The 24,358-nt window shown below is 61.6% G+C and carries 21 protein-coding genes and 2 pseudogenes; 15 read left to right on the forward strand and 8 right to left on the reverse strand.

The window, feature by feature from the left end:
• Positions 1 to 25 precede the first annotated feature (25 nt).
• Positions 26 to 1,204 (forward strand): TIGR03118 family protein, encoded by a 1,179-nt coding sequence (locus tag AB3X86_RS33325; RefSeq protein ID WP_368599246.1) that lies wholly within the window; start codon positions 26 to 28, stop codon positions 1,202 to 1,204.
• Positions 1,205 to 1,336: 132 nt separating this feature from the next.
• Here AB3X86_RS33325 and AB3X86_RS33330 read toward each other — a convergent pair whose 3' ends face one another.
• From AB3X86_RS33330 to AB3X86_RS33340, 3 genes are all read right to left on the reverse strand, one after another.
• Positions 1,337 to 1,720 (reverse strand): hypothetical protein, encoded by a 384-nt coding sequence (locus AB3X86_RS33330; RefSeq protein WP_368599247.1) that lies wholly within the window; start codon positions 1,718 to 1,720, stop codon positions 1,337 to 1,339.
• A gap of 186 nt (positions 1,721 to 1,906) precedes the next feature.
• A complete protein-coding gene (locus tag AB3X86_RS33335) occupies positions 1,907 to 2,551 on the reverse strand; it encodes a transcriptional regulator (RefSeq protein ID WP_368599263.1) in 645 nt (214 codons plus the stop codon).
• Between the two features lie 200 nt (positions 2,552 to 2,751).
• Positions 2,752 to 3,723, reverse strand: coding sequence for an ornithine cyclodeaminase family protein (locus AB3X86_RS33340; RefSeq protein ID WP_368599248.1), 972 nt, complete (start codon positions 3,721 to 3,723; stop codon positions 2,752 to 2,754).
• Positions 3,724 to 3,958: 235 nt separating this feature from the next.
• Here AB3X86_RS33340 and AB3X86_RS33345 point away from each other — a divergent pair, with 235 nt between their 5' ends.
• From AB3X86_RS33345 to AB3X86_RS33360, 4 genes are all read left to right on the forward strand, one after another.
• Positions 3,959 to 4,747: an ABC transporter substrate-binding protein gene (locus tag AB3X86_RS33345; protein WP_368599249.1), complete on the forward strand. Its 789-nt coding sequence runs from the start codon at positions 3,959 to 3,961 to the stop codon at positions 4,745 to 4,747.
• A 97-nt stretch (positions 4,748 to 4,844) separates the two neighbouring features.
• Positions 4,845 to 6,092 (forward strand): NAD(P)/FAD-dependent oxidoreductase, encoded by a 1,248-nt coding sequence (locus AB3X86_RS33350; protein ID WP_368599250.1) that lies wholly within the window; start codon positions 4,845 to 4,847, stop codon positions 6,090 to 6,092.
• Between the two features lie 248 nt (positions 6,093 to 6,340).
• Entirely contained in the window at positions 6,341 to 8,653 is a 2,313-nt protein-coding gene (locus tag AB3X86_RS33355; RefSeq protein WP_368599251.1) for a filamentous hemagglutinin N-terminal domain-containing protein, read from the forward strand.
• A gap of 164 nt (positions 8,654 to 8,817) precedes the next feature.
• The gene (locus tag AB3X86_RS33360; protein WP_368599252.1) at positions 8,818 to 9,327 is read left to right on the forward strand and encodes a class I SAM-dependent methyltransferase; all 510 of its coding nucleotides are present in this window, start codon (positions 8,818 to 8,820) and stop codon (positions 9,325 to 9,327) included.
• Positions 9,328 to 9,479: 152 nt separating this feature from the next.
• Here the strand turns inward: AB3X86_RS33360 and AB3X86_RS33365 are convergent, their stop codons facing one another.
• The gene (locus AB3X86_RS33365) at positions 9,480 to 10,820 is read right to left on the reverse strand and encodes an MFS transporter (RefSeq protein ID WP_368599253.1); all 1,341 of its coding nucleotides are present in this window, start codon (positions 10,818 to 10,820) and stop codon (positions 9,480 to 9,482) included.
• A 35-nt stretch (positions 10,821 to 10,855) separates the two neighbouring features.
• On the opposite strand from AB3X86_RS33365, the pseudogene AB3X86_RS33370 reads away from it, so the two are divergent.
• Positions 10,856 to 11,740, forward strand: a pseudogene (locus tag AB3X86_RS33370) (LysR family transcriptional regulator); the annotation flags it as partial.
• A gap of 157 nt (positions 11,741 to 11,897) precedes the next feature.
• Positions 11,898 to 12,098 (forward strand): DUF2905 domain-containing protein, encoded by a 201-nt coding sequence (locus AB3X86_RS33375; RefSeq protein ID WP_176122749.1) that lies wholly within the window; start codon positions 11,898 to 11,900, stop codon positions 12,096 to 12,098.
• A gap of 11 nt (positions 12,099 to 12,109) precedes the next feature.
• Here the strand turns inward: AB3X86_RS33375 and AB3X86_RS33380 are convergent, their stop codons facing one another.
• Entirely contained in the window at positions 12,110 to 13,237 is a 1,128-nt protein-coding gene (locus AB3X86_RS33380; protein WP_176111716.1) for an aldo/keto reductase, read from the reverse strand.
• Between the two features lie 79 nt (positions 13,238 to 13,316).
• Positions 13,317 to 14,243 carry a LysR family transcriptional regulator gene (locus AB3X86_RS33385; RefSeq protein ID WP_368599254.1) on the reverse strand — a complete coding sequence of 309 codons (927 nt, stop codon included), beginning with the start codon at positions 14,241 to 14,243 and terminating at the stop codon, positions 13,317 to 13,319.
• Positions 14,244 to 14,349: 106 nt separating this feature from the next.
• On the opposite strand from AB3X86_RS33385, the gene AB3X86_RS33390 reads away from it, so the two are divergent.
• From AB3X86_RS33390 to AB3X86_RS33410, 5 genes are all read left to right on the forward strand, one after another.
• On the forward strand, positions 14,350 to 15,084 hold the full coding sequence (locus AB3X86_RS33390) for an SDR family NAD(P)-dependent oxidoreductase (protein ID WP_368599255.1): 735 nt from the start codon (positions 14,350 to 14,352) through the stop codon (positions 15,082 to 15,084).
• A 13-nt stretch (positions 15,085 to 15,097) separates the two neighbouring features.
• Positions 15,098 to 15,865 (forward strand): SDR family NAD(P)-dependent oxidoreductase, encoded by a 768-nt coding sequence (locus AB3X86_RS33395; RefSeq protein WP_368599264.1) that lies wholly within the window; start codon positions 15,098 to 15,100, stop codon positions 15,863 to 15,865.
• Positions 15,866 to 15,892: 27 nt separating this feature from the next.
• Entirely contained in the window at positions 15,893 to 16,489 is a 597-nt protein-coding gene (locus AB3X86_RS33400) for an NADPH-dependent F420 reductase (protein WP_368599256.1), read from the forward strand.
• A 179-nt stretch (positions 16,490 to 16,668) separates the two neighbouring features.
• Complete coding sequence (locus AB3X86_RS33405) at positions 16,669 to 17,478, forward strand: AraC family transcriptional regulator (RefSeq protein WP_368599265.1); 810 nt, start codon at positions 16,669 to 16,671, stop codon at positions 17,476 to 17,478.
• A 182-nt stretch (positions 17,479 to 17,660) separates the two neighbouring features.
• On the forward strand, positions 17,661 to 18,272 hold the full coding sequence (locus AB3X86_RS33410) for a LysE family translocator (protein ID WP_368599257.1): 612 nt from the start codon (positions 17,661 to 17,663) through the stop codon (positions 18,270 to 18,272).
• A 63-nt stretch (positions 18,273 to 18,335) separates the two neighbouring features.
• On the opposite strand, the gene AB3X86_RS33415 is transcribed toward AB3X86_RS33410, so the two are convergent.
• Positions 18,336 to 19,853 (reverse strand): MmgE/PrpD family protein, encoded by a 1,518-nt coding sequence (locus tag AB3X86_RS33415; RefSeq protein WP_368599258.1) that lies wholly within the window; start codon positions 19,851 to 19,853, stop codon positions 18,336 to 18,338.
• 534 nt (positions 19,854 to 20,387) lie between these two features.
• Between AB3X86_RS33415 and AB3X86_RS33420 the strand changes: the two are divergent.
• The 3 genes and pseudogenes from AB3X86_RS33420 to metE all read left to right on the forward strand — a co-directional run.
• Positions 20,388 to 20,642 (forward strand): annotated as a pseudogene (locus AB3X86_RS33420) (FAD-dependent oxidoreductase); the annotation flags it as partial.
• A gap of 236 nt (positions 20,643 to 20,878) precedes the next feature.
• On the forward strand, positions 20,879 to 21,232 hold the full coding sequence (locus tag AB3X86_RS33425) for a DUF1428 domain-containing protein (protein WP_368599259.1): 354 nt from the start codon (positions 20,879 to 20,881) through the stop codon (positions 21,230 to 21,232).
• Positions 21,233 to 21,428: 196 nt separating this feature from the next.
• On the forward strand, positions 21,429 to 23,723 hold the full coding sequence (gene metE / locus AB3X86_RS33430; protein ID WP_368599260.1) for a 5-methyltetrahydropteroyltriglutamate--homocysteine S-methyltransferase: 2,295 nt from the start codon (positions 21,429 to 21,431) through the stop codon (positions 23,721 to 23,723).
• Between the two features lie 346 nt (positions 23,724 to 24,069).
• On the opposite strand, the gene AB3X86_RS33435 is transcribed toward metE, so the two are convergent.
• Positions 24,070 to 24,358 (reverse strand): hypothetical protein (locus AB3X86_RS33435; RefSeq protein WP_368599261.1); only part of this gene is annotated, 289 nt, incomplete at its 5' end.

A 24,358-nucleotide genomic window follows, 5' to 3' on the forward strand; every position in this document is an offset into this window, starting at 1 on the left:
CTCGCCAGTGCCGAGGAGGGTAGCTATGTCTCTGATCTCGCGTGGTCTCAAGGCGGCTGTGATTGTGCTCGCCGCCGGTTTCACAATCGGGCATGCCGCTGCTGATGATGCCTATGTCGTCAAACCGCTCGTGTCCAACGTGGCAGGTTCTGCCCCGAAGGTCGACGGTGTTTTGCAGAACGCCTGGGGTATTGCCTTTAGTCCGGCAGGAAGTCCATTCTGGATCAACGACAATGCCACCGGCTGCTCCACGCTGTATGACGGCGAGGGGACAAAGGTGACGGCGCTGCAGGTCGCCATCCCGCTGCCAGGCAACGTGATACCGGCCGGCGCCTGTCATCCCGTCCTTCCGAAGTCTCCACCGAATCCCACGCCCGCGGCGCCAACCGGGATTGTATGGAATCCTTCGTCTGCGTTTCTCGTGCCAGGTACCAAGATCCCGGCCCTATTCATCTTCGCAACTGAAGATGGCACGATTTCCGCTTGGGCCGGTGGGTTGAATCCGGCGAACAACGCCGTGATCGCGGTCGATAACTCGTCCAATCCCTCCGCCGCAAGCGGGGCTGTCTACAAGGCGCTCGTCTTCGGAGTGAATGCGCAAGGCGGATTCCTGTTTGCGACGAACTTCCGTTCGGGTCGGATCGATGTATTTGGGCCGAACGGTTCAGACGGCCTGTTCACGCCTGCGACGACCGACGGCGGCTTCGTCGACCCGAACATCCCAGCCGGCTATGCGCCGTTTGGCATCGCGAACATCGATGGAGATCTTTTCGTCACCTACGCAAAGCAGAACAAAGAGAAGCACGACGACGATGCAGGACGCGGTCGCGGATTCGTCGATGTATTCGATACCGACGGCCACCTGCTGCGTCGCTTTGCAAGCCGAGGGACGCTCGACTCGCCGTGGGGTATCACGCGCGCATCGTTTGCGTTCGGCCGCTTCAGCGGCAAGATTCTCATTGGCAACTTCGGCGATGGTCGAATCAATGTCTTCGACAATGACGGCGGGTTCGTCGATCAGTTGGAGAATGAGTTCGGCAATCCACTGGCAATCGACGGGCTGTGGACTCTGACACTCGGTGGCGGCCGCAATTCGAGCCCCGACACGCTGTACTTCTCGGCCGGTCCTAACAAGGAGACAAATGGACTTTTCGGGATCATCTCTCCAGCAAGCGGCTCCAGGGAGCGAGTCGCCGACCATTGACGATATCAAAGTTCGGGACGAAGGACCTTGCCTCAGCCGGTCGCGGAACTCGCCAGACGTGACCGGCTGCCTCCGGACTGAGCTTTGCTCACAGGTCTGGTTATCCACTGGATCGAATGGTCTAAACTTCAGTCATTGCGTCGATGCAGCCGCAGCGGATAGGCGATCAAAGACCATGACAGCGGCACCCGACACGCAAAACTCGCCACCTGTTACGCAAAACATGCCATCGGGTGACGCGCCATCATGCCGAGGGCTGTGAATAGTGGCGGTGAATACTGAAAGAACGGGGTATGGCAGGTTTGCATCATGAAGGGGAAGGTTCTGTTTGCCGTGCTGCTGCTTGGCGCGATAGATTGCGCTGCGGAGCCAGGTTATTACAACACGTGCGCGGCGTATCCGGCTTATCCGTGTGAGTTCTATGCCGGGTGCCCGTCTCGCGGCCAGCCATGTGTATTCCTTGGCGGCGATTTCCGCCGCTTCCACGACTTTGACCATGGCGACGGCTTTCACCATGGGTTCCACGGTCGCAGTACTCAGTTCGAGCAGGGCGGGGGCCACAGCGGCGGTCACGGCGCACGCAACTAGGCACCGGCACAGGAGTCTATCGACGAAAATTCAGACGAGCAGAGTGAGGCACGCGCTGTCGCAACCGGGCATAGCGCTTGCCATCGTCTGCATGTCGGTGTTGTTTCTCCCGTATCAGGTCGCCGTGCCTCGCAAATCTCTAATGTGCTGATAGACGGTGGCACGTCCCATCCCCAACACATTCGCGACGTAGTTGGCAGCGCTCTTCCCCTTGAACGCCCCTTCGGCCCACAGCGCTTCGACGATCTCGCGACGATGGTCGCGAGTCAGCGAATTCAGGGCCAACTGACGTTCCTGGAGCCATGTGTGAAGGAACGTGTTGATGCGTTCCTGCCAGTCGTCCTTGAACAGCTCTTCGGGCTGCTTCACGACGCCGGCGCCGGAGATCACACGATCGATCACATGTTTGATGTCTTCGAAGACGGCGATGTTGTAGTTCACGCACATCACGCCGATAGCGCTACCGGCATCGTCGAACAACACCGTGCTGACGCACCGCATCCGCCTCCCATCCCAATTGATTTTTTCATACGGCCCGACCGTACCGGACTCCGCGGAATGGTCGATCTCTTCCAACGCGGAGTCGTCGCCGAGTTCGCGTTTCGACAGATTATTGGCGATGTAGGCGATCGTTTGACTTTGCAGGTCATGAATGACGATTTCGACGTACGGGAAAAACAACAGCGCAATGCCATCGGCGACACGGCTGTAGCGATCCAGAAGTAGCCGACGTGCGGCCGTTGTCTTGGGCTTTCGCATAGGGATAGATGCTTGCAGCTTTCTGAAAGTCCACTTGGGTGGGCGTCGGTATGGAAGGTCCGAAAATGTTCGGCATTTTGCCACGAGCGATGCGGTACTTCTGCTCGATGGCACGACGACCCGCATGTCGGCGAACGGCCTTTGCCATTGTTCCGGCGGCATGGCGCGATCTGGCGCGTCGGCAAGATCGTGGCGATTACTTACATGCCCGCTCGAGCAGTCAGATATTTGAACAGTTCATAGGCAATCGCGACGTCTTCAAGACCCAGCCCGATCGAGCGGAAGAACGCATGCTTTCGATAGGACGGTTTGGTCGCTTCGCCACACATGAGTTCGGCGAGATCGCCCAGCACGGCTTCGGGACGCCAGCCATGATGTTGCGAAGCCAGCTTCATCTCGCCCGCGCTGGCTGGGGTGGTGCGGCGGTAGTCGCAATAGACGTCCATGTCGGCAAGCCATGCGGGCGGAATCTCATGAGCGTTCGCCACGTTGGTGCTGATAGACGTGATGAGCGCTGGCCTTCCGAGCATATTTTCGTGCAGCACCGGGGTGCCGGACGAGGTACACAGCGCGACGACGTCGGCGTCGGCGACACAGTCTTCGATCCTTGCACAGATGGAGACTCTTTCATCGAGCGCCGCGAGCTGCGCACGTTTTTCGGTGTCGTTCGCAAGCCCGGGCGAAAACACCCGGATCGATTGCCACGGCCGTGTCGACGCCAGATGGCGCACATGAGCCCGTCCGACCGCCCCTGCGCCGACAATAGAGAGCTGGCGCGCATGATCGGCGGCGAGTTGCTGTACCGCGAGTGCGGTCGCTCCGGCGGTGCGCTCGATCGTCAGCAAACCTGAATCGCACCACATCAGCGGTTGCCCCGTTTCCATCGACATCAATGCCGTCCACGCGGTAATGATCGGCTTCGCCTGCGTGACGATGTACGGCGACAGCTTCGCGCCGAACACCTTCGCGTCCGCCATCACGCCAAGATAGGTGATGAAGTCGCCAGCGTTCTGCGGGAAAAGAGTCAGCGTCTGCGGAGGTTGCACTGCCAGGTGGCTTCCGAGCGCGCGAAACATCTGCGCCAGCACGCTGCGCACGTCGAGGTGGGGTAGCGCCTCGCGAACGGTTTGCTGGTCGACGATCAGGGGCGTTGCGTTTTCTGACTGGATCATTGAACTGCGCTCCACAACGATGCCGGTGCTCCGGCGGTGAGGCGATTCTAAGTCAAACATTCCAGTCTGGACATTTATTTTTGAAAATTGCTTTTATATCTGTCCAGAATAGACTGTCAATCCGGAGCAGGTGTGAGGCCGGCGCGTCAGCTGCCTCATGCGATGTCTCGGAGCGGGTCGGTCAACCGTCGCGCATGCCCTCAATCGTCGTCGCCCAAACACCAGGGGACCTCTTATGTTTCGGAAGCTTCAACTTTCACTTATCGTCGCCGCTGCGTTGGTGGGCTCGCTTGGGACCGTCGGCGTGCAGGCTCAGGACACCTTGCGCTTTGGCATCGAGGCAGCCTACCCGCCGTTCGAAAGCAAGTCGCCGAGCGGGCAATTGCAGGGCTTCGACGTCGACGTCGGCAATGCGGTCTGTACGAAGCTGGGTGTGAAGTGCGTATGGGTCGAGAATGCGTTCGATGGACTGATTCCCGCGTTGGAAGCCCGCAAATTCGACGTGATCAATTCCGCGATGAACATCACGGACAAGCGCAAGCAATCGATTGAATTCACGAAGCCGATCTATATCGTGCCGATCGTGATGGTGGCCCGACGAGGCTCCGGCCTGTTGCCCGACGTGAAAAGTCTGCAGGGCAAACGGGTGGGCGTACTGCAGGGTTCGTCGCAGGAGGATTTCCTCAAAGCTCACTGGGCGAATGGCGGCGTAACGGTGGTCTCGTACCAGGACCAGGATCAGGTCTACGCCGACCTGCTCGGCGGGCGCCTCGACGCTGCCGTTCAGGAGGCGCAAACTGCGCAGGACGGTTTCCTCGGCAAGCCCGCGGGCCACGAGTATGCGATCGTCGGCAAGCCGCTCAGCGATCCGGCAACGCTCGGCGAAGGCACCGGCTGGGGCTTGCGCAAGGCCGACAAGGCGCTGGTCGCGAAAGTCAATGCCGCACTCGACGCGCTGAAGAAAGACGGCACGCTGAGCAGTCTTTCGCAGAAGTACTTCAACAACGACATCATCGCGAAGTAACGGGTCCACGAGCCGGCGCCAGAGGTTTCGCACCGGCTTGCTGCGCAAAATGCGGCAGCCCGGCGTCCAGTCCTGACAGAAAAAGCGAAGCGAGCTTATGGATTTCGATGTGATCGTGCTGGGCGCCGGGATTGTCGGCGTATCGTCCGCGCTGCAGTTGCAGGATCGCGGCCGCCGGGTGGCACTGGTAGACCGGCGCGCTCCGGGCGAAGAGACCAGCTTCGGCAACGCGGGTCTGATTGAAAGCTCGTCGGTCGTTCCGTACGGCTTTCCGCGCGATTTCGGCACGTTGCTGCGCTATGCGAAGAATCGTTCGACCGACCTGTACTGGGACTATCGGGCGTTGCCGCACTTTGCGAGCTGGCTGGCGCGCTTCTGGTGGGAATCGTCGCCCGAGCGATTGATGGCCGCCGCGCGCGACATGTTGCCGTTGATCCAGCAAAGCTTTGCGGAACATGATCGGCTCATCGAGCGCGCGCAACTCGGCCATCTCATTCGCGACAGCGGCTGGATCGACGCCTATCGCACCCCGGCGGAATTTTCGCGGCAGGCGGCCGCCGCCGCAATGACCGCCAGGACCTATGGCTTGCGGGTCGCGGTGCTGGATTCGGCGGCGCTGGCCGCGCGCGAGCCGGGCCTCGCCGACGGCTTTTGTGGCGCGTTGCATTGGCAGGACCCGAAGAGCATCGTCAATCCCGGGGCACTGACCAAAGGTTATGCGGGTCTTTTCGAAGCAGGCGGCGGAACGGTGTTGACCGGCGACGCCACCACGCTGACGGCGCAAGCGGACGCTGCGTGGACGGTTCAGACATCGTCAGGCCGGATCAGCGCAAAAGAAGTCGTGGTGGCGCTCGGTCCATGGTCTGACCGCGTTTTCGCGCCGCTTGGTTACCGCATTCCTTTGCGCGCGAAGCGCGGTTATCACATGCACTACCGTCCTACCGGCCAGATGCTTTCGATGCCGTTCGTCGACGCGGAGCAGGGCTACGTGGTAGCGCCGATGGAAGGGCGCTTGCGGCTTACCACGGGGGTCGAGATCGCGCGACGCGACGCCAGGCCGACGGGCATCCAGCTTGAACGCGCGGAGCGCACCGCCAGGCCGAGCTTCGGTCTGGGTGAGCGACTCGACGCGAGTCCGTGGCTCGGCCTGCGTCCTTGCACACCCGACATGCGGCCAGTCATTGGGCGCGCGCCGCGTCATCGCGGGTTGTGGTTTGCATTCGGTCACAACCACCATGGCTTGACCCTGGGGCCCGTCACCGGTCGACTGCTGGCGGAGATGATGACCGGGACACCGACCTGTGCGGATGCGCGTCCGTTTCGCGCTGAACGGTTTCGTAGTTAGTCCGCACAGGACGGCGCAAAACGTTGAGATATCGGCATGCATCCGCAACGCCGACTGCTATTCTTCAGACAGCGACTCATGCATTTCCGGTCGACTCTGCGGGTCGTCGGCAGCCATTCCGCACGCAGCGGAAAGGGGGCTGTATGTCGCATTCGAAACTACCCTGGCCCTCGCGACGCGCACTGCGTCGACAGCACTGGCGCGGCCGCATCTGGCTTGCCGTCGGCATTTCGCTGACTGGACTGTCCATGACACCCGTTGCGTTCGCGGCGGGCCGCCTTCCGCAAGGCGGCACATATACTGCCGGTACGGGCACGATAGCTAACCAGGGCAACGCTCTTTTGATCACGCAACCGGGTTCGACGCGCGGCGTGATCGACTGGAGCAGTTTCTCGATCGGCAGGCACAACAGCGTGACGTTCGACAACGGCACGGGCGCGACCCTGAACCGGGTAAGGGGTGGCTCGCCCTCGGCCATTCTTGGCAGGCTCAGCGCAACGGGAAGCCTCTATGTGATCAATCCGCAGGGCATCGTCGTGGGTCCGTCGGGTGTGGTCAGCACCGGTGGCCGCTTCGTCGCGTCCACCCTCGATGTCTGCAATAGTGCATTCATGAGCGGCAGCAGCGCGCTTACGCTCTCGGGCGGCTCCGATGCAAGCGTGGTCATCCTGGGCAGCATCAGTTCGAGCGGCGGCGATGTGTTCCTGATTGCGCGACACGCAGTCATCAACGCCGGCACCGTGGCAGCGCCCAACGGCACGGCGGAACTGGCGGCAGGCGGACAGGTGCTGTTGCAGGACTCAGCGGGCAGCCGGCAGGTGTTCGTGCAGACGGGCAGTCAGGGCACCGTGGTCAACAAGGGGCTCATCAACGCCGCGCAGGTCAACCTGCAGGCCGCCGATGGCAACGTATATGCGCTTGCAGGTGGCGGCACGCGCATCCGTGCGACGGGCACGGCAAGCCGCGACGGCCATGTATGGCTGGTCGCCGATACCGGCCGCGTCGAGCAGCTCGGCAAGATCGCCGCAAGCAACGCGGACGGCCGAGGCGGAACGGTCGATACCCAGGCGGCACAACTGACGTTCGGCAGGCACACAGTGGTCGATGCAGGGCAATGGAATCTCCTGACGCCCGCTTTCACGATCGATGATGCCGCCGCGCACGCGTTGCGCCGCAGCCTGAACGATGGCACCTCGGTCAATGTCACCACGACGGGCGCCAACGGCGCGACGGGCGACCTGGGTGTCACGTCGAGCCTGCGCTGGTCAGGTCCGGCTTCGCTCACGCTCGCGGCGTACCGCCACGTCTCAGTGACGCCGGGTACGACCATCGCGAACGACGGCACAGGCAACCTGACCTTACGCGCCGACGCATCAGGCATCGACAACGGCGGCAGCGTGACCAGCGACGGGACCATCGACTGGTCGAAAAGTACCGGCATCGTCAGCGCGCTCTACGACATGAACGGCAGCTACAGTCCCGGCACGATCGTCGCGAACAGCGCCTGGACAGCAGCTCCGTATAGCGGACTCATCGCCCAGGTGACCGGCTACAAGCTGGTCAATTCGGTTGGCGATTTACAGAACATCGCGCTCGATCTCGGCGGCGCATATGCACTCGGCAAAGACCTCGACGCTAGTGCGACCGATACGTCATTCGCTTTCTCTTCGCTCGGCAATGCGACCACGCCGTTCTCCGGCCATTTCGACGGGATGAGCCATGTGATCGACAGGTTCACCCAGTTTGATCAGAGCTCGACCGAGCAGCCGGCGATGGGACTGTTCGGCGTGATCGGGCCGACCGGCGTCGTGCGCAATGTCGGGATGACCAACGCCCGCGTCGTGACCAATATGTATTTTCCGAGCGGGCTCCCGCTCGGCATTCTGGCCGGCGAGAATCAGGGCTTGATTGCCTACGCCTACACTACCGGCAGCCGCGGTTCCGGCGCGTTCGAAGGCGCTGTCCTCGGCGGCCTCGTTGGACGCAACGACGGCCTGATCGAGCGCTCGTGGAGCAGCGCGTTGGTCGGGTCAGCCGGTTTGCTCGGCGGCCTCGTCGGTGGCAACGGCGGTACCATCGTGCAATCTTATGCGACAGGGCCGGTGAGCGGCGGCTATCATGGCTCCGGTGGCGGTCTGGTCGGCGCTAACGGCGGAACGATTTCGCAGTCGTATGCCACGGGGCAAGTGTACGGCCCATTCAGCGCTGGCGGACTGGCTCTTTCGAATACCGGCCTCATCGAGCAGTCGTTTGCGTCGGGCGAAGTCTCAGGATCAAGTTTCCAAGGCCCGGATTATGGCACTTATGGCGGCATCGTCGCCTACCAGGGCTTACCGGCTGGAATGCCGCTCGCGTCCAACGTGTACTGGGACAAGGAGACGACAACGCGAACGAAGAGCAGCGGGTACGGCGCGCAGCTACCCGCGTCCAACGGGCTCACGACCGCACAGATGAGCAATCCGGCCAGTTTTGACGCCTCGTGGGATTTCAGTGAGACCGGGACGTGGGTTATACCGACGGGCGCGACCCACCCGATCCTGCGCTGGCAACTAGCGCCCTAGGCGCTGCCGCAAAGTGGGGCGCGCACGTAGAACTGTCTCAGCCGCGTCGGCTGGTGGCATAGCAACGACAGATTGGGGGGAGCCGGCCTCCGACTGCCTGCCTGAGCATGTCTGCGAACGTCCGAAGATGGCCAACTGAGCCGGTGATCAGCAGTTTCTCTCCAATGCCTTTTTCGCTCAACCGATTGGTCCCGCGAGCATTGCCCACGTTTGGTCGACCTGAAGGCATCCTCGGCCAGCTCGGTGGCATGGTTATGGCAAAGATGAACCAACCGTGCGCGGCTTGGGCGATCGGCCTTCTCAAGATTCGGGAAAACGACCGCATGCTTGAAGTCGGGTTTGGCCCCGGCGCGGCTATTCAGCTTCTCGCAGCAGCGGCACCCTTCGGGCATGTCGACGGTATCGACCCATCACAGGAAATGTTGGAGCAAGCCACAGCGCGCAATGCCATGGCGATCGCTCGCGGGCAGGTCGGCCTACGAATCGCCTCAGTGGAGCGCTTGCCATTCGAAGACAACGCCTTCGATAAGGTGCTGGCAATCAACTCCATGCAACTTTGGCCGGACTCCGAAACTGGCCTGGCTGAGATACGGCGTGTCATGAAAGTCGGGAGCAAGGTCGCACTCGGGTTCACCACCTATTCGGGTCAGCAGCCGAGTGGATTGATCGAATGACTAACAACTGCTGGCTTCATCGAAGCGAGCCTTGTCGAAACAGATAAGGCCTTTTGCGTGCTGGCTGTCAAACCTGCGGGGGCGCGCGATTTCGCGGTGCCTTGAACGCATCGTTCGCACCCGGCCACGCGCGCTCAACCGCGTTGCAGGCCTCAGGTTCCCACCCGGTTGGAGCGGCCCGCGACACCATAGGCAAAGGCTGCACCCGCGAATGCAACGCCCACGCCACAGACACCGCGCCACCCCGCGACAGCCCATCCGGCTCCCGAGAGCGCCGCTCCCAGCGCGCCGCCGACCATGAACGCACCGACGAACAGCCCGTTCAGCCGCCCGCGCGCCGCGGCATTCATGAGATTGACGGCGCGGCGGCCAAGCGTCTGATCGATGACGACGCCTGTGTCGATCGCCGCGCCGCCGATGACTAGCGCCGCGATCGCGAGCCGGGGGTGGGCCTGCGGGGCGAACCCCAGTCCGCCCGATCCCGCCACGGCGATGAGCACAAGGGCCGCGATGATCAACAGGTGCGCGAACAGAAGCGCGCTGCGACCGTGCCCGCGGTCGCCCGCCTGGCCGGCGAGCGGCGTGACGACCGCGCCGCTCGCACCCGCGAGCGCGAAAAGCGCGATCCCGTGCATGCTGAATCCGAACGGTGCCTGCGCGAGCCGTAGTCCGACCGACGCCCAGAACGCGCTAAATGCCCCCATCGCCAAAGCGGCGGAGATTGCGCGCCGCTGCAGGATGCGTTCACGCGCGAGAAGCGTCCAGAGAGATCGCAGCAAGGCAGCGTAGCGCGTGATTACCGGTGGCGCGCGGTAGGGCAGGCGCCGCATGAGCACACTCGCGAGCAACGCATTGATCAGCGCGGTCGTGCCGTAGAACGCGCGCCAGCCGGCCCAAGCCGTGATGACACTGGCGAGCGGCCGTGACACCAGGATACCGATCATCAAGCCGCTCATCACGTTGCCCACGGCGCGGCCGCGCTGGGCCTCGGGCGCCATCGACGCGGCCATCGGCACGAGCATCTGGATCACGGTCGATGTCGCACCCGCGAGGAATAGCGCGGCAAGGCACACCCACGCCGAACGCGCGAACATCGGCACAGCGAGGAGCAATGCGCAGCAGAACAGCGTCCGCACGATCAGGCGGCGGTTCTCGATCAGATCGACCAACGGAACGAGCAGCACGAGCCCAGTGGCGTAGCCGAACTGCGGCAGCATCGAGACGAGGCCGCCGAGCGCATGGGGCAGATTCAGCGCGGTGGCAATCGGGCCGGTGAGCGGCTGCGCGGCGAACAGGTTGATGATGATGAGACCGACTGCGGTGGCGAAAAAAACCGTCATCGGCGTGGTGAGCTGGCCGGCCTGGCGCTCGTCGGCGCGTTCGGCGTGCGGCTGGCCGACGGTACAGGATGAAAGATCTGCGGGGCGGTCCATGACGACGCTCCGGTTGAAGGACTTATGGTCTATGCTAGAAGTCGCATCGTTATGCGACAATTGAAATGTATTGATAATGATTATGCGAGATTGTTTTGAACACGCGTGATCTACAGGCGTTCGTGGCCGTCGTGGAGTGTGGCTCGATCGTCGCTGCCGCCGAACGGCTCCATCTAACCCAGCCCGGCCTGACGCGCCGCATCCAGAGCCTCGAAAGCACACTGGCTCTCGCGCTGCTCGACCGTCAGGAGAAGCCGCTCAAGCCGACCGCCGCCGGGCGTGAGGTCTACCTGCTTGCGCGTAACGTGCTCGGCGCCGTCGACGAACTGCTGGCCGTCGCGTCCCCAGACAGCGAGCCGGAAGGCGAACTGCGCATCGGCGTGCCGCCGTTCCTCTCCGACCTCGCGCTCGAACAGCCGCTCGACCGCTTGCGCGGCACCTTCGCCAAGCTGACACTGCGTGTTACGGCGGGCTGGTCACCGCGTCTGCTGCAATCGGTCGAACTGGCGCAGGTAGACGCCGCTGTCGTGTTGATGCCCGGTGATATCGCGCTGCCCGAGGCGCTGGTCAGTACGCGGCTCGCTTTCATGCCGACTGCCGTCGTCGCGGCGCGTTCGCTTGGGCTGCCGAAAACGCCCGTCACGCTGGAATACCTCGCGCAGCATCCGTGGGTGCTCAACCAGGACGGCTGCGGCATGCGCTCGGCGCTGTCGCGCGCGCTCGCGCGGGCGGGGTTGCCGTTCAACATCGCCGTCGAGGCGTTCGGCTCCGACTTGCAGCTATCGCTTGTCGCGCGCCAACTCGGAATCGGGATCGTCTCGCCGGAAGTGCTTGCGCGCAGCCCGTTTCGCGACGTGTTGCAGGTGATTGATGTCGCGGATTTCGAATCAGGCGTCGAGGTCTGGCTCGTTCACCACCCGCTACCGGGACGGCTCGTGCGGCCGATCGCACTCTTGCGCGATTCGCTGGCCGAGGTGCTGCGTGCCCACGGGATGGCTGCGGCGGATTCCTTCGAGCGCGTCGATGGCGTGGCTATCAGCAGGCAACCCGGGAAGAATGGACGTGGACGCGGTAGCTGGAGCCATTCTCGATAGGGGACCTCGCCACGATTGGTTTTTTCGTGAGTAACCGAGCACCATGAACCGCTTCCTCATTCTTTTGGGCGTGCTGTGCCTGCTTGCCGGCCTCGGATGGCGCTGGTTCGTGCGTATCCCGTTCGGCCGGCTGCCTGGCGACATCCATATCGTTCGCGGCGGTATCAATTTCCATTTCCCGATCGTCACGTGCATCGTGATTTCGGTCGTGGTGTCAGTGCTCTTGTGGTTGTTGCGACGGTAAGTGTGTGCTGCTCACTTCCCGGTGGGCTGCGGCGCGGGCACTCGCTGAAAGTCGGCATGATTCGGCGGTTGTGCGGCCACATCGACCTGTCCATGAATGCGTGCCTGATGACCATCCGCGAACATGTAGTACGGGAACGGGTGGGGCGGCTCCGAAGCCGCGTCGAGCCTGGCAATCAACTCGGGCGCCAGCACGAAGTCGAGTGCACCGAGCGATTGTTCGAGCTGCGCGGCCTTCGTCGCGCCGACGACGATGCTCGCAACCCCCCGTTTCTGATACAGCCAGTTCAGGGCGACCTGGGCCATCGGCCGATTCGCAGCGTGCGCGACTGCCTCCAGCTCGGCGACGATCGAAAAGTTGCGCGCAGATAGCTTGTCGAATCCGGGCGGCGGCGCGGTACCTAGCGTCTGCAGGCGACCACTGCCCGTTACAGCGGCCTGGTTTTGGGCGTCTTGCGACGGACGGTATTTGCCCGACAGCACGCCCATGCCAAGCGGGCTCCACGCCACGAGCCCCATGCCGAGGTGTGTAGCGAGGTCCGCGAACTCGTGTTCCGCGTTGCGTTCGATCATCGAGTATTCCAACTGCATTGCAGCGACCGGTTCGAAACCGCGCCAGTCCGCGAGCGTCTGCGCCCGACCCGCATACCACGCTGGCACGTCAGAGAGGCCGACGTAACGGATCTTGCCAGCGCTGACGGCGTCGTCCATCGCGCGCATCACTTCGTCGGCGGGCGTCATGCGGTCCCACGTGTGCAGGTAATAGAGATCGATGTAGTCTGTGCCGAGCCGCCTGAGCGAGCCTTCGAGCGCCCGAAGCAGGTTCTTCCGGTGGTTGCCGCCTGCGTTCGGGTTGCCGGGCTGCGCGTTGTACGAGTACTTCGTCGCGATCACGAGCCGCTCGCGCATCGCGCGCGCCGCTGTGAAGCGGCCGACCCATTGCTCGCTCGTGCCTTCCGTGTAAAGGTCAGCCGTGTCAATGAAGTTGCCCCCTGCGTCGACGTATAGATCGAAGAGCCGCTGCGCCGTTGCTTCGTCGGCGCCCCAGCCCCATTCGGTGCCGAACGTCATCGTGCCGAGCGACATCGGGCTCACGCGCAGGCCGGAACGACCGAGCAGGGTATAGCGATCGAGCGACATGATTGTTTCCTCCGGGGCCAGGTAAGCGACGCATTATTGTGCGCCCGTTTCTTGTGTCGCTGTCGGCAGCGGCCGCGCGTTACGCTGGCCTCGGTCTACCCACCGTTTGCGAAGGATCACGATTGCCGAGAAGGTCGACCAGCCGTGCCTCGCATTCGGAAAACGAGTAGCCGCGCCGCTGCGAGATCATGAACGTGAGGGGGCGCATGTGCCATGCGCGCCGTTGGAGTTCGACAAGTGTCCCCTTCAAGAGGTCTTCCTCGACCAGATGGCGCGGCATGTGCCCCCAGCACAAGCTTCCTCTGAGCAGATCGTGCTTCGCGCCGAGGTCATTCACCCGCCACTGGCGTTCACTGGCGACCCCCTGTTGGGTCTTTTCCGCATTGGGCTGATTGTCGGTTACGACGAGCTGGATGTGCCGGCCAAATTCCTCCCGCGGGATTGGCCCCGCGATTGAGGCGAGCGGATGGGATGGCCCACAGACGGTCACCATTTGCGCGTCACATAGATGCTGCCTTTCTATGGTGCCGGGGCTCAGCTCCGGCACGTCCGTGATCGTCACCGCCAACGCGCACATGCCTTCGCGAACCAAACGCTCGCCGTCCTGCATGGTCGTCATGCGCAGATTGATTGCAACCGTTGGAAAGTCCGCCTGCAAGGTGCGCAGGCATTCGATCAGGTGCGCACGTGGAAAGTAGCTATCCACGGCAACCGAGACCTGTGGGACCCCAGCTTCAGCAATGGCAACCGCACGCATCTTCATTTCCTCTGTGCGCGAGATCACACCGCGAGCATCGGGCAGGAGGCTGCGGCCAGCAGCCGTCAGCGTCGCTTTGCGAGTGTTGCGCTCGAACAGCACCACATCGAAGGCGCTCTCGAGCGCGCTGGTCGCGTGACTGATCGCCGACTGTGCACGCCTCAGCTCCCGTGCAGCCCCGGAAAAGCTTCCGTGATCACACACGGCGACGAAGGCCCGAAGTTGATTGATCGTGACGTTGTCGAGCATAGCTATCTAAAAACTAGATGGGAAATATGCATATTTAGTCAATTGGCTTCATGAATCAAGAGCCGCAGAATTCGGCTTGTCGCTTTCGTTTCGAAGGATGCATGACATGAACAGACTGAATGGAAAGACCGCCGTGATCACCGGCGGCGCTACCGGTATCGGCCGCGCTGCGGCTCAGCGCTTCATCGAGGAGGGCGCGTTCGTCTTCGTCTTCGGCCGCCGGCAGGAAGCGCTCGACGCCGCTGTGGCCGCCCTCGGGCCCAATGCACGCGCGGTGAAGGGCTCGGTCACCGATCTGGCCGACCTCGACCGGCTCTACGCGGCGGTGAAGGCCGAGCGCGGAACCCTGGACATCGTCTTCGCCAATGCGGGGACGGGAAGCCCGCTTCCGCTCGGACAGATCACCGGCCAGCACATTGACGACACCTTCGACACCAATGTGAAGGGGACGATCTTCACGGTCCAGAAGGCGCTGCCGCTGATGAGCTCAGGCGGTTCGATCATCCTGACCGGATCGAGCGCTGGCACCACAGGAGCCCCGGGGTTCACGGCCTACAGCGCGAGCAAGGCAGCGGTGCGCAATCTTGCCCGGAGTTGGGCGGAAGACCTGAAGGGCACTGGCATCCGGATAAACGTGCTGTCGCCCGGGGCGACGGCGACCGAACTAGCGAAGGAGGCGCTAGGCGAAGAGGGCCAGAAGGCCTACGGAGCGATGACGCCGCTCCAGCGTATGGCCGATCCGGTGGAGATCGGGGCGGTCGCCGCCTTTCTTGCGTCGTCGGACAGCAGCTTCATGACCGCCAGCGAGGTCGCCGTTGACGGCGGCTTGGCACAACTCTGAGGCGAAAAATCAGATGACACAACCTCTAAAGGGCAAAACAGCTCTCGTTACCGGGGCATCACGAGGCATTGGCCGCGCCATCGCCGAACGTCTTGCAAAGGATGGTGCGACAGTCGCGCTAACCTACAACGCCAGCAAATCCAGCGCGGACGAGGCGATCGCGGCCATCGAGAAAGAGGAAGGCAGCGCGTTCGCGATCCATGCGGATCTCGTTGATCCGGCGAGCGTGCCGGCCTTGTTCGAGAGACTCGACGACGAGTTCATCAAGCGCAACGGAAGCAAGGCCCTCGACATTCTGGTCAACAACGCTGGCAATTCCGGCTGGGTTGGCTTCAAGGACGCGACGCCGGAGAGTTGGGACACCCTGATGGCGGTCTACGCCCGCGCGCCGTTCTTCATCATCCAGGCCGCTCTCGATCGACTCGCCGATGGTGGACGCATCATCAACATTTCTTCCGCAGCCGCCACGAAGCCCGTGACGGCTGCGCCCGTGTACTCGATGGCGAAAGCCGCGATCAACACCCTGACCCATACGCTCGCAATCGAGCTCGGGCCGCGTGGCATTACAGCGAACGCCGTAGCGCCGGGCTTCACGCGAACGGATGCGAACGCCGATTTTCGGGCGAATCCCGAACTCGTCAAGGCGGTCGAGGCCCAAATCGCGCTGGGCCGTTTTGGCGAGCCTTCAGAAATCGCGGCCGTCGTGGCGTTCCTCGCCTCCGATGAAGGCCATTGGGTGACCGGCCAAACGATTGAAGCGAGCGGCGGCTACAAGCTCTGAGCCCGCCGGGAAACGATGGAGAAACATATGAGTTACGCAATCATTGGCTTCGGCAAGATCGGCCACGCACTTGCCAGGGCGTTCGCCGGCAACGGCATCGAAGTATCCGTTGCAACCACGCGCGACCCGGCAAGCTTTGCTTCCGATGCAGCAGCGATCGGACATACGATCATTCCCCAAACCCTGGCGGAAGCCGTCAAGGCGGACATCATCTTTTTGGCTGTTCGTTTCGAGTCATACGCGGAGGTCGCGAAGGCGCTGCCCAACTGGAAGGGAAAGCTCATCGTCGACGTGATGAACACGTTCTCCCCGCCCGAGGAACTCGGCGGTCTCCCGTCGTCAGCTTTCGTCGCGAACGCGTTCACCGGAGCCCGGCTCGTGAAAGGCTTCAATCATCTGGCTGCGGCCGTCCTCGGCCAGGACCCGGCCGTGCAGGGTGGCAGGAGAGTCGTGTTCCTCGCGAGTGATGATGACGGCGCCGCAGCGGAAATTGGTGCGCTTGCGGAAAAACTCGGTTTCGCGCCAATCCAACTTGGCGGGCTTTCGGAGGGTGGACTGCTTGTGCACGCGCGCGGAAATAACTGGGGACGACTGATCTTCAAGGACTTCATCACGTTCGACTGATGACCAACGGTTTCCGGATATTTCGCTGAATCGAGTGGCCGATTGCCGGAGCCATGATGGCGATTAACATGGTCCTGGCGATTAACATGGTCCCTATCCAGGCAGTTGGATACATGATATGACATGACTCGCACTGGCAACGTGGGTGGGTGCGACGAGACCCGGAGGTCATGAGCGAAATGAAACGCACCAAATTTAGGCTGTTGATCTGCCAAAGAAGCGGTATCGAAGCTGTGGAAGCGGACACCACGCTCGTCTTTGGCCGCCACACCCATGAGCAGTTTGGTGTGGGTCTGATCGAGCGCGGCGCACAGAAATCGACGAGCGGCCGTGGTCTTGTCGAAGCCAGTGCGGGTGACGTAATCACTGTCAACCCTGGTGAAGTGCATGACGGGGCACCGATCGGCGACGGCGGCCGCTCATGGCGAATGCTGTATCTCGACCCCGCGATCGTTGCCGAGCTGGCCACGGACATTACGGAAGGCCGCAAAGGAGCGACTTGCGAGTTCAGCCAACCAAAAGTCAGTGACCGACGACTCGCAGCGCAATTCGGCCAGCTATTTCGCGCAATGACTGGCAAGATTGCAGACCCGCACGGACTCAGGGCAGACGAGACCTTGCTGCTTGTGCTAGCTAGCTTGCTCCAGCCCGCATCCGCCACACACCGGTGCGTTCCAGCCGGAATCGCTTCGGCCCGCGCCCTGATCGATGACGATCCCCCAGGAATGGTCACGCTCACGGCACTCGCAGACGAAGCCGGGCTGAGCCGCTATCAGTTCCTGCGCGCTTTCGCGAAAGCGACCGGCCTCACGCCCCACGCCTACATCCTGCAGCGCCGCATTCATCACGCCCGTCAGTTGATCCGTCATGGCGCGCGGCTCGCCGAAGCTGCCGCGCAGAGCGGTTTCTCCGATCAGAGCCATATGACGCGGCTGTTCGTCCGTAGTTTTGGCATGACACCGGGTGCGTACGCCACCGGAGCCGGCTGACCGCCTACGCCTGCAATTTTGTTCAAGACCGTCGGACCGCCGACGCCGAGAATCGAGGCTCAATCTCTTTCCCCGGCGTGAGGCACGATCTTGCTATCTTTCCTTTTCCCCCGTTTTCGCCGTGATATTCCAACGCGCGTCGCATGTGTGCTCTGGTTTTGCGCATCCACGATGGAGAGGCCATGACCATGGAATTTCTGGTCACGTCGCTGATCGTCGTAGCTTCGCCCGGAACCGGCGCACTCGTCACAGTGGGCGCTGGTTTGTCTCGTGGAGCGCGTGCAGCAATCGTCGCAGCATTGGGCTGCACGGTCGGCATCCTGCCGCACATGGTGGCGGCGATCACTGGTCTGGCAGCGCTCCTGCATGCGAGCGCTGTCGCGTTCTCAGCGATCAAATATGCGGGCGTCGCCTACCTGCTTTTCATTGCATGGAAAACACTCGGGGAAAAAGGACCGTTGAAGATCACGTCCGACAGCCCCGCCGGCACCGACCGAGATGTGATCTTGCACGCGATCCTCGTGAATATTCTCAACCCTAAACTCTCGATCTTCTTCTTCGCGTTCCTGCCGCAATTCATCGATCGCGGCGAAAACCAGCCTGCGCTTCGCATGCTGGAACTATCGCTCGTCTTCATGGCGATGACGTTCGTCGTGTTCATGGCATACGGCCTCTTCGCGGCGAGGGTCCGTGACCGCATTCTTTCGCGCCCCGATGTTCTCAAGTGGATGCGCCGGAGCTTTGCAGCCGCGTTCGTCGGAGTCGGGGTCAAGCTCGCCTTGGTGCAGCGGTAGGGAAGACGCGATTCCTTATGGGCGGATTAGTAAATCCGCCCATATATCCCTGCGGGATCGCGGCTACAAGGCCATAGCTGTGGTCAAGGTGTTGGCCTTTGGCAGGGTCTCCAGTTGTTGAATGTCGGCCATCAACGCTTGGGCTTGCGCACTACTCATTCCCGCCTTTTTCGTGCAATCGAGAAATTTTTGACGGAACTCGATGGGCGACATTGGATTCTTGGGTTCACCTTTGGCAAATGCCACCGTTTTGGTGAACGTCCGGCCATCTTTCAGGAAAACGTCAAGGCGTGTAGCACCAGGTCCGCCACCCGGACGTGCCAGGCTTTTGTCTTCCATCGTGTTGATGCGTTTGACCATTGCCAGCAGATCAGGGCGCCGGATCGCTGCCGTAGTGAAATGTTCGAATCCGACCTTATGGTCCACCAACGCGCACGCCACAACCCAAGGATTGCTGAATTGCGCGTCCACGACAGATGTTAGGTTCTGCTTTTTGCCAAGCGGAAAATCGAGAAGCAGATATTCGCCCGGGCCGTTGTAGATGGTGATGCTTTCCACATCGGGAGCTTCAATTTTGTTCTCTGCAAACATAGTCAGCGCTGCATCCACCGCCGTATGACTACCGCGGCACGACGGCCATGGTTTGAACGAGACCTCGGTCGCGGCAAAAGTACTTCCTAGTCCCTCAAAGAGGAAATCGCGCGAATACTTGTTACCGTGAAACTGATAATAAAAGCCACGGCGACCTTCCAGAATATTTTTGGCTCCTTGGACGCCCCGCTGAGATAGACGCGCCGCCATTACGCCGGCATAGGAAGCGAAGCCAGCGCCCATACGCTTCGTCAATGCACCGTCCAGATGTGCTTGGGAATTACCCGAAGCTTGATGAAATGCAATACCCAGTGCGGATACCAACTGATCACGCGTCAACCCCATCAGCTTACCTGCGACAAAAGTTGAAGCGAAATATCCATAAAGGCTAGTGTTGTGCCAGCCCACAATGAACGCATCGACGCCAGGCTGTGCCGAATTGGCCAATCGACAGGCAAGGTCCACGCCCAAAGCCGTAGCCGTAATTAGATCCCTGCCGCTGACATTGCCGAGCATATCGGTCACGGCTAAGGCGGCCGGAATCGTGATGACCGAGGGGTGCATGAAAGACCGCTCATAGGTATCGTCATAGTCGAGAGCGTCGGCCATGATTGCATTGACGCGAGCAGCATCCTGGGCGGGAACCTGAATGCTGGTACCCCAGATTGCGGCTTCGCGCTTACCGGCCATATCGATGGTGAACTCGCGTATCTCTTTGGCTCCTGGCTCATTGGTGCCCCCTAGCGCCGCGCCCACTGTGTCCAGAATCTGATTCTTGGTTATGGCAATCACCGCGCTCGGCAGGTTGTCATAGGTGGTCTGCAAACAATAGTCTGCAAGGGCAACGATGTCATCCGGGCCAGCGGCGCTCTGCGCTGGAGGCTTCTGTGCCACCGTCGCATCAGCATAAGCGGACGCGGGAGTCAGCACCAATCCGCCGACCGATGCAATTGAGGTCTGGATAAATGATCTGCGATTTAGTTTGGTCATTTTTTTTCTGAAACGGGGCCGGTGAAAAGTGCATCCGCCTCTCGATCATTACGGACGATAAACGCAAATCCACTACCGTTTATTCAGGCCCAACATAGCAGCGGCGCGGGTGCGATTAGCAGCATCACGTCTTCATTTTAGTATGCGCATTTAGACGGCTGTTTCGTATACATGGATGTTATGCAATGTAATGCGATGTTGCACCTGCGGGCCAATGACGGAAATAGGTAAATCCCCGACCTTGGGCAAGAATCGCGAGCGTCTCAGGCGGATGGAAGCGGGCGGTTGGCAATTGCGGACCGGCGCTTCGGCGATGCGTGCCTGGATGTCTCACTGGATGTATGGCGAGCCCCCTCGGCAGTCGTTCCGCCGAATGCTTATTGGGCCACGAAGGAATGAATATTCCTATTTATTGGTTTGTGCGTGGTGAAGGTCGGCGTTGGCATTGCCAGCGTCACGAGCCTGAATCCGTAGGCCGCGCTCGCCGGTGACACCTGTTTCCTGCCGTTCGCGACCGACGAAGTCAGTTCGATGACGTCGCTCGATCTGGCGGCGAGCGGCATCGGGTCGACTATCCGGTGCATAGGGTTCACGCCGGACTTCAGTTGGATCGACGCCCCCGTATTCAATGGACGAGGCTATCCTGCCCACGTACGCGGCGTGACGCCGCAAGCCGGCTTGTAGTCGGGCCGCTTCGCCGGCATTGCGCGCGATGCGGCGCATGTCGTCGGTGCGATACGCTCGGCAATCGGTGTATCGCATACCGCATCGGCGAGTCTCGCTGCATGAAGCTGATTCATCGCGTTCGAAGAATACGATCGTCCCGGCCTCAAAACGATAAACGGGATCGCTTGTACAGAAGGAACCATGCCCTGAAAGCGCCGCTTAGGGTCGAAGCAGGCTATCGATGCAAGGGAACCGACTATTGTCGATTTCTTGACTCCCCGCTCGTCGTACGTATGGGCGGTCGTGTTGCGATGCGCTGCCGACCGCACCTATAGTCCATGGGAAAAAGGAGTTTCCGAATGACTTACGTCGATGGATTTGTTGTCCCGGTGCCTACAGCCAACCGCGAAGCTTACAGACAGTTCGCCGAAAGAGCGGCGGCCGTCTTCAAGGAGCACGGCGCGTTGAAGGTGGTCGAATGCTGGGGAGATGACGTGCCGGAAGGCAAGGTGACGTCGTTTCCAATGGCGGTCAAGCGCAAGGAGGATGAGACAGTGGTGTTCTCCTGGGTTGTCTGGCCGTCGCGCCAGTCGCGAGACGAAGGAATGAAAGCGGTAATGGCCGACCCGCGGCTGCAACCCGATAAAGATCCAATGCCTTTTGACGGCCAGCGGCTCATTTATGGCGGTTTCGAAACGATTGTCGACGCGTGATGGCAGAAAAACATGGCGTCGGTTCGCGTTGAGACGCGACCCGACGCCGCGACCCGATCCGCGCGCCCGACCACTTGGATGAACAAAACTAATGGATAAATGAAATAATGCCATTTTTCGTCATGGAACGAAGCCCCTATCATGGCTGCCAATCCTTACATCGTTCCTTGCATTTTTTCATCGGAAGGCAGCCTCCATGGTCACGACACATAATCTCGGCTTCCCGCGCATCGGCGCAAAACGCGAACTGAAGTTCGGCCTCGAACGCTACTGGAAGGGCGAATCGTCGCGCGAGGAACTGAAGGCGCTAGGCGCGCAACTACGCGCGCGTCACTGGGATGACCAGAGCGAGCTCGATCTCGCACCGGTCGGCGATTTCGCGTTCTACGACCAGGTGCTGGACATGAGCTTCACCCTCGGCAATCTGCCGGCACGCGTGCAGGGCTTTCATGGCGACAAGCTCGACAACTACTTCCGCGTCGCGCGCGGCCGTTCGGCGCAGGGTGCCGAGAAGCACGCCGCCTGCTGCGGCGGCGTCGCGGCCGGCGAAATGACGAAGTGGTTCGATACCAACTACCACTACATCGTCCCCGAGTTCACAGCCGATACGACGTTCAACCTCGACACGTCCGGCTTCCTCGAACAGCTGCGTGAAGCGCGCGAGCAGGGCGTCAAGGCGAAGCCGGTGATCATTGGCCCTATCACGTATCTTTGGCTCGGCAAGGCGAAGGACGACTCCGACAAACTCGCGCTGTTGCCTCGCATCATGCCCGTCTATCGCGCGCTGCTCGACTATTTCAAGGTGATGGATGTCGAGTGGGTGCAGATCGACGAGCCGGTGCTCGTCACCGAACTCGATCCGGCATGGCGCGACGCGTTCGTCACCGCGTATCAAGGCTTCGAGGAACGCGGCGTCAAGCTGCTGCTCGCTACCTACTTCGGCCAGCTAAAAGAGAACCTCGAACTTGCGTGCGGCTTGCCCGTCGACGGTCTGCATATCGACGCAATCAACGCACGCGACGAAGTCGCGCTCGCCGCGCGCAAGCTGCCCGCGCACAGCGTGCTGTCGGTCGGCGCGATCAATGGCCGCAACATCTGGAAGACCGACCTGAACGCCGCGCTCGAATGGCTCGCCCCGCTCGCGCGCCAACTTGGCGAGCGCTTGTGGCTCGCGCCGTCGTGCTCGCTGCTGCACGTGCCGGTCGATCTCGCGAGCGAAGAGAAGCTCGATGCGGAAATCCGCTCCTGGCTCGCGTTCGCGCTGCAGAAACTCGACGAACTAAAGGTGCTCGCCACCGCACTGAACGGTGGCCGCGACAAGGTCGCCAATGAACTCGCCGCCAATGCCGCCGCGGTTGCCGCGCGCCGTGAGTCGCCGCGCGTGAACAACCCGGCGGTGAAGGCCGCGCTCGCGCGCATCGACGCCAATCTCGGCAATCGCCAGCACGCCTATGCCGAGCGCGCGGCGAAGCAGGCCGCGCTGCTCGAACTACCCGCATACCCGACCACGACGATCGGCTCGTTCCCGCAAACGGCGGAAATTCGCCACGCTCGCAGCCAGTTCAAGAGCGGCGCGCTCGATCAGGCAGGCTATCGGGACGCGATGCGGCGGGAAATCGAGCGCAGCGTGCGCGAACAGGAAGCGCTCGGTCTCGACGTGCTCGTGCATGGCGAAGCCGAACGCAACGACATGGTCGAATATTTCGGCGAGCAACTCGACGGCTACGCGTTCAGCCAGTTCGGCTGGGTGCAGTCGTACGGTTCGCGCTGCGTGAAGCCACCTATCCTGTTCGGCGACATCAGCCGTCCGCGGGCGATGACGGTCGAATGGATCAGCTACGCGCAGTCGCTGACGAACAAGCCGATGAAGGGCATGCTGACCGGCCCCGTGACGATCCTGAACTGGTCGTTCGTGCGCGACGACCAGCCGCGTTCGGTGTCGTGCTACCAGCTCGCGCTGGCGATTCGCGAAGAAGTGCTCGACCTGGAAAAGGCCGGCGTACGCGTCGTGCAGATCGACGAAGCCGCGCTGCGCGAGGGCTTGCCGCTGCGCCGCGCGCAATGGGGTGAGTATCTGCGCTGGGCGGTCGAGTCGTTCCGGATCACCGCGAACGGCGTGCGCGACGAAACGCAGATCCACACGCATATGTGCTATTCCGAGTTCAACGACATCATCGCGTCGATCGCCGGCATGGATGCGGACGTCATCACGATCGAGACCTCACGCTCGGACATGGAGCTGCTCGCCGCGTTCGACGACTTCAACTACCCGAACGAAATCGGCCCGGGCGTCTACGACATTCACTCGCCGAACATCCCCACGCAGCAGCACATCGTGCAATTGATGCTAAAGGCGGCGGAACGCATTCCGGCGCAGCGTCTATGGGTGAACCCGGACTGTGGCCTGAAGACACGCCAGTGGGCTGAAGTGATTCCGGCGCTGACGAACATGGTTGCCGCCGCGAAGACGCTGCGCAGCCAGGTTCAGTAAAGGGCGAGCGAGCCGTCGCTTTTCTCGCGGCGGCTGGGATCTGGATCGCCTCATGCGCCCAGCTTTGAGCAGGGCGCTACATTCCTTTGCGCCAGGCAGATTGCCTGGCCACCATATGCCGCGCGTCCGCTGCCCACACACAATCACTGTTCAATCGCGCCAATACGCACGCCAACGGTATTGGACGCTCAACGCGATTGATACACTTTCAAAATTCCTTCTCCGGGTCGCTTGCGTCGACAGCAGAAGCGTCAGAGCCAGCCACCTGCATGGCCGCGCCCAACGGTCTCACGCGGCGACGCAGCGACCGGGAACGCTGATTGCGAGTTAGTCACGATGGCCGTGGTTAGCCACGGTCACCCGCAATCTCACACAGGAGAACTTCATGACCTCGGACAAGAATTCGAATCGACAGCCGTCGAACCCGGCGCAACCCGGCCGAGACAGCGGACAGCAGCAACAGAACCAGACTCCTCCGACGCATCAGGGCGGCCAGCGGCAGCCCTAGCAGGCTGTTGAATTTGGGTCCCGTGTAAACGGGGTTTGAGGGACGGGCGTTATGGATATCGTGTTCATGATCTTTGGCAGCGGATGCGATGCGCGGAATGGATGAGATGCAGGAACCCCTGTTCACG

The organism is Paraburkholderia sp. BR14374 (assembly GCF_040948685.1).
In the GTDB taxonomy this organism is placed as follows: Bacteria; Pseudomonadota; Gammaproteobacteria; order Burkholderiales; family Burkholderiaceae; genus Paraburkholderia; species Paraburkholderia youngii.